Here is an 8,201-nt window from a genome sequence, read left to right as displayed (position 1 = left end):
GCAAAGACACACTTGATGAAAATCAGGTGTGTTTTTTTGTGTGAACGATTAAACCTAAGCTAAGTGAAAAAGCAGTTTCAGTTATGATATGATACAAGTCTGACGAAACACCCTTATTTTGACTTGTTTTATACATAAAATACTGTCTTTCCATTGTGCCAAGCTGTGATACAATAGGTGAGGTCTATATAGAAACGGAACACGCATAATTACGAGGAGGAACCGTAACACCATGAAATCAGCCCCGTTTATAGCTGTTGAAGGTCCGATTGGAGCGGGGAAAACAACGTTAGCTACGATGCTTTCCCAAGAATTGAATCTCCCATTGGTTAAAGAAATTGTCGAGGAGAATCCATTTTTGGCCTCCTTTTATCAAGATATCGACGAGTGGAGCTTCCAACTCGAAATGTTTTTTCTGTGTAACCGATTTAAGCAACTAGAAGATACCGGAGCACAATTTATTAAACAGAACAGCCCAGTCGTTTCGGATTATCATATTTATAAAAATTTGATCTTCGCTGAACGTACCTTAAAAGGAACGAAGCGGGATAAATACCGCCAAATCTATCATCTGTTAACGGATGACCTGCCCAAACCCAATCTGGTGCTCTACATTGAAGCTGAGCTGGATACATTGATGTACCGGATTAATAAGCGCGGGCGTTCCTTTGAGCAGGACATGGACCCTGCGTATATGGAGCAGTTAATTGCCGACTACAAAACAGGGATGGAGTATTTGGCCAATGGAACGAATCCGCCAGTCATTCTCAAGATTGATGCAGAGCAACTTGACTTTGTGGAACATCCTGAGGACTTCAGACAGATTGTTAATCAAGTAAAGGAGCTTATCATATGAATAACTATGGCATTCCAGCGAATGCATTAATTACAGTAGCAGGAACGGTAGGGGTGGGGAAATCCACACTGACGGCGGCACTTGCAGATCGATTGAATTTCAAAACGTCGCTTGAGCAGGTTGATCATAATCCGTATTTGGAAAAGTTTTACCATGACTTTGAACGCTGGAGTTTTCATCTGCAGATTTATTTCCTCGCTGAACGTTTTAAAGAACAGAAAAAGATTTTTGAATTGGGCGGTGGTTTTGTACAGGATCGCTCCATCTATGAGGATACGGGCATCTTTGCACAAATGCATGCCGATCAGGGCACGATGTCTGCTACCGACTTTGAGACGTATAGTAGCTTGTTTGAAGCGATGGTCATGACGCCTTATTTTCCACACCCGGATGTTCTGATCTATCTGGAAGGCAGTTTGCCATCGATTCTGAACCGGATTAACGAACGTGGTCGTGAAATGGAGATTCAGACAGATCGCTCGTATTGGGAGCACATGCATGAGCGCTATTCCGTATGGATTAACCGGTTTACAGCTTGCCCAGTACTGCGCTTGAACATTGATGAATATGATGTGCATGATTCGGCTTCAGTCGATGCTATTCTGGAGCAGATTGCAGCTGTTATTAAGCCTTCCAAAGAAACGCAGGTATAATTTAAATATATTTATCCTATATAGGACAAGGATTAGGGGAAAATAGACATCCTCTTTTACAGTGATACGGGCTGTAGAAGGGGTGTCTTTTTTTGTTTTTTATATAAGTTAATCTAAAAAAAGGATTTAGTTGATCAAGCTTTATTGGAATATGTATGTATATAGCTATTAAAATACAGAAAAATGTTGAAATTTGAAGCTTTTTGTGGTTTTATAAGAAAGGTGAATTCTGGAAATATAGTATAAGCATGACTCAGGAGGGAAAGACATCGTGGAAGAAAAGCAAGGAGTAAAGATTGGAGTGCCGATTATCGGTGGTTTGATTGCTGCCATACTGGGAGGTGTGGTGTGGGCTGCGATCGCAGCTATGACGGAGTATGAGGTTGGACTTATTGCGATACTGGTTGGCGTGCTTTGCGGGTACGCTGTCGTGTTGTTCTCAAACAAAAAAATCGCAACGGTGCACAAGATTATTGCTGTTGTTTTCGCGATGGTGGGTATCTTGCTTGGTAAATACTTGACGGTGGTTTATTTTACATCTGAATTATTTACCGATGTGAGCATGTTGACTCTGGTATTTGACGGAGAAATGATTAGTGCGTTTGCAGAAACAATTCAAGAATACTTTAGCGAGCCTACAGACTGGTTGTTCATCGTTTTGGCGATTGTATCTGCTTGGCAAATTCCAGGCCGGATGGCGAAAACAAGCATGGCATCAGAAGCATCGACCTCGGATCAAGCACCAAGAGCGTAAGCAAAACATGAAGTTCTCGGAGTGGACATCAACATCAGGATGGTTCACATTGCGGCCGGGATTTCGATCGAGGGATCGGTAGAGATTATCAAAAAGGACGTAACGCCTCAGGGGTTACGTCCTTTTTGATGTTATTGATTCTGATCGGCAAATACAGCCATTGCATGACACATGAATTGTGCCAGTCCCTCACCAAACTGATCGATATTTTTAGTGAAGCGTTCATCGTCTGCGTACATCTGACCAAGTCCTTTGAAGGCTTCTGGGGAATAGTTCCCGATCTCATTCAGGTAAATGTACCATTGTTTAATCTCGCCCTGTGCTTCGGCAGATTCGGGTGCAGTGTGGCGAATGGCTGCCAATTGTCTGAAGATATCATTCATCTGATTAAACAGTTCTTTTTGTTTGTCGGCAGGCCGGGTATTTAATTTCTGGTTTGCCTCGTTGACGGCGTTGTCACCCCAGCGCTCACGTGCTTCCTGTTCGTACGGATTTTGAGTAAAATCAAAGCCCTGAAATTGTTCTTTAGGGGTCATTTCAACCTCTCCTCTTCGATATAATACGGTTTTGTCGATGGTGGCAATCATTTGATCCAGACGCTGGCGTTTCTCCAGCAAAATGAGCTTATGCATATGCAGTGCTTCCTCCGCATCAAAGGCGGGATCATCTAAAATCGTTTTGATTTCTTTCAGCGAGAAACCGAGTTCTTTGAAAAATAAAATCTGCTGAAGTCGTTCCAGATCGGCATCCGAATACATTCGATATCCGGCATCAGTGACCTGATCTGGAACAAGCAGCCCGATCTCGTCATAGTGATGCAGTGTGCGCACACTGATCGAAGCAAGTTCGGAGACTTCTTTTACTTTCATGGCCATGGGTGAAACCTCCTTACACCATGAATTGTACAATGTCACGTTACGTGAGAGTCAACATGAATTATGTGGGGGAGGAGGGAGGCAGGCAAGGTGAGCAATATTTGCATTATTAGGCCGGCCACTTCTCTATTCATGGGTTGAAAATTAGGATCATAGGAATTCAAAGCAAAGCTTGTGAAAAATAAGGTTTTTCTTCGTTAACAAGCGTAAGTACCTTTAATGCTTTATGCAAAACCTCTGCTTATTTCTGTAAGCTTAATAAAGATAGCAAGTGAGTATTCGAGCTATCCAAAATACAGAATAAAGGGGCTTTCATTGTGATTTCAAACGAGATGTATTCTATTAAAGATGATACATATGTCCAAAAACAAAGTCTTCCATGGGCGGCTCTACTGGCGTTAGCTATGGCAGGATTTATCTGCATACTTACTGAAAGCCTGCCTGCTGGACTACTCCCTCAGATTGCCATGGGTCTTGGCATAACGCAGGCAAAAGCCGGACAACTTGTTACGTTGTATGCTGCAGGCTCTCTGGCAGCGGCAATTCCACTGACCGTGGCAACTCGCGGGTGGAGACGTAGACCTCTTTTGCTGCTATGTATTATAGGCTTTCTCCTATTTAATACGGTGACTGCCTTATCTTCGGTATATGTTATAACGTTAATTGCACGTTTTTGTGCAGGAGTAGCAGCGGGAGTGCTATGGGGAATGACCGCTGGATATGCACGTCGCATGGTGCCCGAGTCATTAAAAGGAAAAGCCATAGCCGTTGCTATGGCAGGTACACCTTTGGCATTAGCGCTTGGTGTTCCGATCGGTACTTTTTTTGGAACGTATGTAGGCTGGCGTTTAATCTTTGGAACGATATCTATATTGACGCTCGCGCTTATCGTATGGGTGTTCTGGAAAGTTCCAGATTATGAAGGCGAGGTCAAGCAGAATCAACTCTCACTGCATAAAATCCTGTTTCTTCCTGGAATCCGGCCTATTTTATTTGTGGTGCTTGTCTGGGTGTTAGCTCATAATATTTTGTATACTTACATTTCTCCTTTTCTGGCAAATACAGCACTGGCCGATAGAGTTGATCTGATTTTACTCCTATTTGGCGTAACTTCAGTGGTGGGTATTTGGATTATTGGACTGCTGATTGATCGCTACTTAAGGATACTGGTGCTATTAAGTGTTGCGATATTTGCTTTTGCCTCAGCGGCGATGGCAATCTGGAGCAATCAGCCGGCTGTTATCATTATAGGGGTGATTGCATGGGGATTGACCTTTGGCGGAGCGGCAACGTTACTCCAAACAGCTATTGCACATGCAGGAGGCCGCAGTGCCGATATCGCCCAATCGATGTTGGTAACGCATGGAATCTAGGGATCGGTGCGGGAGGTATGGTTGGTGCTATCCTGCTTCATTGGAGCGGAGCTAGATTCCTGCCGGGTTCCTTGGTGATATTGTTGTTTATCGCTCTTCTCATCACGTTGTGCTCTAAAAAACACGGATTTCCTAGTTCACCTTGAAATGGTGATATCTAAAATAGAAAAGATGAATGGTTAGGATTCCTTTGAGATCAGGAACTGGGGTTCATCAATTAGGTTTTTGGATGCAATAGGCGAGGACATTGCGATAAGTGTAGTATAGGTTCCGTATTTGTCACATTGATTTCCGAATGCCTCTAAGTCTGCAATAGAATCTGTCATGACTTTCAATAAATAATTATGTTCTCCACTGACGCGATAACATTCTACAACTTCGGGCGACATACGGCAGAAATCAAGGAAAGCAGTGCATTCTCTAGTCTGAAATAGTAGATAGGATGTACTCTGTTTTCCTAATTTTTGCGGATTAATGATGGTGCGATACCCTTCAATAACACCACTTTCCTCCAGTCGTTTTACACGTTCCGTGACGGCTGGCTGTGAAAGCCCCACCAATTTTCCTAATTCGGTCATGGACAATCTGGCTTGGTTTTCCATATGAAACAGGATGTTTCTATCGATCTGATCCATAAACTCACTTCCTTTTATTCTATAGGTGATTTTTCGGAGATGTTTTTATATTCATAGTAATTAAAAGATAATGATTTGTAAATGTGAAGCTTTATAGTAGGAATGATTTATATATTAAATATGTTTGGGATGGAAGGGAGGGGGATGAGATCGATATGTGCGTGATGCAAGGTGGGAAGAAGGTGAGAAAGGCGAAAGGATTTAAAGGATGCAGAAGGAGGTATGTGGCGCTAGAGGATGACCAGTTTGCGGAAGGATAAGGATAAAAGATGTATAGGTTGCAGAACGAGGCAAAGGAGGCGAAGAATAAAACAAGAATGCAGAGGCTGAAGACCGAGTGGCTGCAACCTTTGCATAATGGGGCAGGGAGCATGGCTACGCCTGCTCCCTGCGGGTGATCGCAGCGAGCTGTGCAGTCGCTGCGTGCACATCGGCCGCGCCCGCGATGGCGGAGATGACGGCTACGCCGTCGGCTCCAGCCGCCATCACGGCGGCCGCGGTATCGGGCGTAATGCCGCCGATACCGACCACCGGAACTGCGATGCCTGCGGCGCGCAGTTCCGCAACCCCGGCGGGGCCCAGCACAGCGTGGGCATCCGCTTTGGAGCGCGTCGGGTACATCGGCCCGACGCCAAGATAGTCTGCGCCCGCCTGCACGGCACGGCGGGCTTCAAGGGCGGAGTGGGCGGATACGCCAAGCATCCGCCCATCTCCGATGCGGGCGCGTACCAGCGCCGCGTCCGCATCGTCTTGGCCGACGTGTACACCGTCGGCCTCCACCGCCACAGCCAGCTCCACATCATCGTTCACGATGAACGGTATCCCGTGCTGGCCGCACACCTCACGAAGCCGCAGCGCAAGCGTTCTGCGGGCTTCGCCTGCCAGGGCACCAGTTCCCTTCTCTCGGAACTGGAACAGCGTGATGCCGCCAGTGATCGCCTGGCGGAGCACCTCCACCGGGTCTCGCGTCGTATTGACGCTACCCATCACCAAATACAACTGTAGCGCGCGGCGGACCGCTTCCGCATCCCATCTGCGCATCAGCGTTCACCCCGCTGTCTGTGCTGGTACGCAAAGTGATTCGTTGGCCCGTGCCCGGTCCCGAATCCCAGCTCATCTTCAATGGCTGCCTGAATGAATGCTCGCGCGGTCGTAACGGCAGCCAGAATAGGGGCACCCTTCGCCAGTTCCGCCGTAATGGCAGCAGAGAACGTGCAGCCGGTTCCATGGGTATGACGTGTCATAACACGAAGGTTCTCCAAATAATGAAAGGAATGCCCGTCATACAGGACATCGATAACCGTACCGCTTCCCGTATCATGTCCTCCTTTAATCAAGGCATATGTTGAACCCATCTGCACCAATTGCTTTGCGGCTTCCTCGCGCTCACTCAGGTTCCGAATCGAACTCCCGATAAGTAGTTCGGCTTCCGGAATGTTAGGTGTGATAACCAAAGCAAGAGGCAGCAGATCTTCCACAAGTGATTGCACAGCCTCCTGCTGGAGCAGAGGTGCACCTCCTTTGGCAACCATCACGGGATCAATAACCAGATTTGACCAGTCGTATTGCTGACATTTTGCCGCAACAAGACGAATAATCTCGGCACTATACAGCATACCTGTCTTGAGGGCACGCGGCTGAAAGTCGACTCCCGTTGAATCAAGTTGCTGGGCAATGCCGTCGTAATCAATCGGAAACACGCCTTGAACCCCTGTAGTGTTCTGAGCGGCGATTGCAGTAATGACCGTCATGCCGTATACACCAAGTTCCTGAAAGGTTTTGAGATCCGCCTGAATTCCTGCACCGCCGCCGTTATCAGACCCGGCAATCGTTAACGCTTGAGCAATATTCATCACACACCTCCACGAATCTGACGGATTTGTGCATGCTCGGAGAACAGCGAAGGTGTCACCTGCGCCAGTTGATTTAACAATTCAATCTGGAAGCTGCCCGGCCCTTGATGAGCCGTTCGTGCTGCGGCCTGTTCGGCAGCTATACCGTAGGTTGAGACGGCTTCCACCACGCTGTTCAGCATGTCGCGCCCCGGCTCGGCAATCGCAGCAAAAGCACCAATGACTGAGCTGAGAAGACAGCCTGCCCCGGTAACTTGGGTGAGCAATGCATGTCCGTTGCTTGTGAGGAAAGTATGATATCCGTCTGTAATAATGTCGTACTGGCCCGTAATAACGACAATACAGTCAAGCTGTTGCGCTGCCCGCTCGGCAATGTCAATCCGGTCTCCTTCGCCAACTCCCGCATCCACACCTTTGATATTCCATGGCACACCAATGACATGAGCCACTTCGGCGACATTGCCTCTTAATACGGTAAGACGAAGCTCACGAACCAGCATCTGTACCGTATCGGTGCGATATGTCGTGGCTCCTGCACCAACAGGATCAAGGACAACAGGCACATGATGTGCATTGGCTGATTGTCCGGCTAGACGTATCGCTTGAACGACCTTTTCATCCAATGTGCCGATGTTCAGAACCACCGCGCCAGCCATTCGAGCGACGTCAGCGACTTCTTCATGAGCATAGGCCATAAACGGAGAGGCTCCGAGGGCAAGCAGACCATTTGCGGTAAAAGGGGCAACCACAAGGTTGGTAATATTATGAACCAAAGGATTGAGTGAACGTACACGTTCAAGATAAGACATCCAAATGACCTCCTTATTTTCAAATGATGGATATGGTTATGAGCGAGACGACTGGCTGAAATACAAAAAAGCCCCACCCATTTCCGGAGAAATGAGCAGAGCTATACGTTTGAACTGAAGTTGATCCCCATCTAGGATAGAGATCCCCTACTGCCAATAAAAGCCGCTCCACTTCCCTCCGCTGGTATAATCCAGATCAGGTTCAAAGGGTCCGAATCGTCGTATTCGTCTCAGCCGCAAGGCTCCCCCAGTGCAAATGTACAAGATATGCAGTTATGTACTCAGCATATATCCATCTTGACTTAATGTAAATAGGGCGAGGATTTAAGCCTTGAAATGGGGATGAAAAATACACTGGACTTTGTTACTGATCCGCTATTCTGATTTACCTTA

At 46.9% G+C, this 8,201-nt stretch carries 8 protein-coding genes, 1 pseudogene and 1 riboswitch; of the genes and pseudogenes, 4 read left to right on the top strand and 5 right to left on the bottom strand.

The annotated features are described in order from the left end of the window. Positions 1–232: 232 nt before the first annotated feature. From H7T88_RS16290 to H7T88_RS16280, 3 genes are all read left to right on the top strand, one after another. Complete coding sequence (locus tag H7T88_RS16290) at positions 233–856, top strand: deoxynucleoside kinase (RefSeq protein WP_090917349.1); 624 nt, start codon at positions 233–235, stop codon at positions 854–856. Beyond that, positions 853–1,509 (top strand): deoxynucleoside kinase, encoded by a 657-nt coding sequence (locus H7T88_RS16285; protein WP_221789341.1) that lies wholly within the window; start codon positions 853–855, stop codon positions 1,507–1,509. Before H7T88_RS16290 ends, H7T88_RS16285 begins: the two co-directional genes overlap by 4 nt. 271 nt (positions 1,510–1,780) lie before the next feature. Next, entirely contained in the window at positions 1,781–2,263 is a 483-nt protein-coding gene (locus H7T88_RS16280; RefSeq protein WP_221789340.1) for a hypothetical protein, read from the top strand. A 131-nt stretch (positions 2,264–2,394) separates the two neighbouring features. Here H7T88_RS16280 and H7T88_RS16275 read toward each other — a convergent pair whose 3' ends face one another. Next, the gene (locus H7T88_RS16275; RefSeq protein ID WP_221789339.1) at positions 2,395–3,138 is read right to left on the bottom strand and encodes a MerR family transcriptional regulator; all 744 of its coding nucleotides are present in this window, start codon (positions 3,136–3,138) and stop codon (positions 2,395–2,397) included. Between the two features lie 332 nt (positions 3,139–3,470). On the opposite strand from H7T88_RS16275, the pseudogene H7T88_RS16270 reads away from it, so the two are divergent. Further along, positions 3,471–4,657: pseudogene (locus tag H7T88_RS16270) on the top strand (MFS transporter). A 33-nt stretch (positions 4,658–4,690) separates the two neighbouring features. Here the strand turns inward: H7T88_RS16270 and H7T88_RS16265 are convergent. The 4 genes from H7T88_RS16265 to thiM form a co-directional block, all read right to left on the bottom strand. Then, complete coding sequence (locus tag H7T88_RS16265) at positions 4,691–5,146, bottom strand: Lrp/AsnC family transcriptional regulator (protein ID WP_090917359.1); 456 nt, start codon at positions 5,144–5,146, stop codon at positions 4,691–4,693. Positions 5,147–5,521: 375 nt separating this feature from the next. Continuing rightward, on the bottom strand, positions 5,522–6,187 hold the full coding sequence (thiE, locus tag H7T88_RS16260; protein WP_221789338.1) for a thiamine phosphate synthase: 666 nt from the start codon (positions 6,185–6,187) through the stop codon (positions 5,522–5,524). Beyond that, positions 6,187–6,999: a bifunctional hydroxymethylpyrimidine kinase/phosphomethylpyrimidine kinase gene (gene thiD / locus H7T88_RS16255; protein ID WP_154891119.1), complete on the bottom strand. Its 813-nt coding sequence runs from the start codon at positions 6,997–6,999 to the stop codon at positions 6,187–6,189. The genes thiE and thiD overlap by 1 nt, the downstream gene beginning before the upstream one ends. Then, positions 6,999–7,808, bottom strand: coding sequence for a hydroxyethylthiazole kinase (thiM, locus tag H7T88_RS16250; protein WP_154891120.1), 810 nt, complete (start codon positions 7,806–7,808; stop codon positions 6,999–7,001). Before thiM ends, thiD begins: the two co-directional genes overlap by 1 nt. A gap of 156 nt (positions 7,809–7,964) precedes the next feature. Then, positions 7,965–8,067, bottom strand: a riboswitch (TPP riboswitch). Positions 8,068–8,201 lie beyond the last annotated feature (134 nt).

The organism is Paenibacillus cucumis (ex Kampfer et al. 2016) (genome assembly GCF_019748695.1).
Taxonomy (GTDB): Bacteria; Bacillota; Bacilli; order Paenibacillales; family Paenibacillaceae; genus Paenibacillus; species Paenibacillus polysaccharolyticus.
Note: the sequence above shows the minus strand (reverse complement) of the source record. Positions and strands in the feature narration are given on the sequence as shown.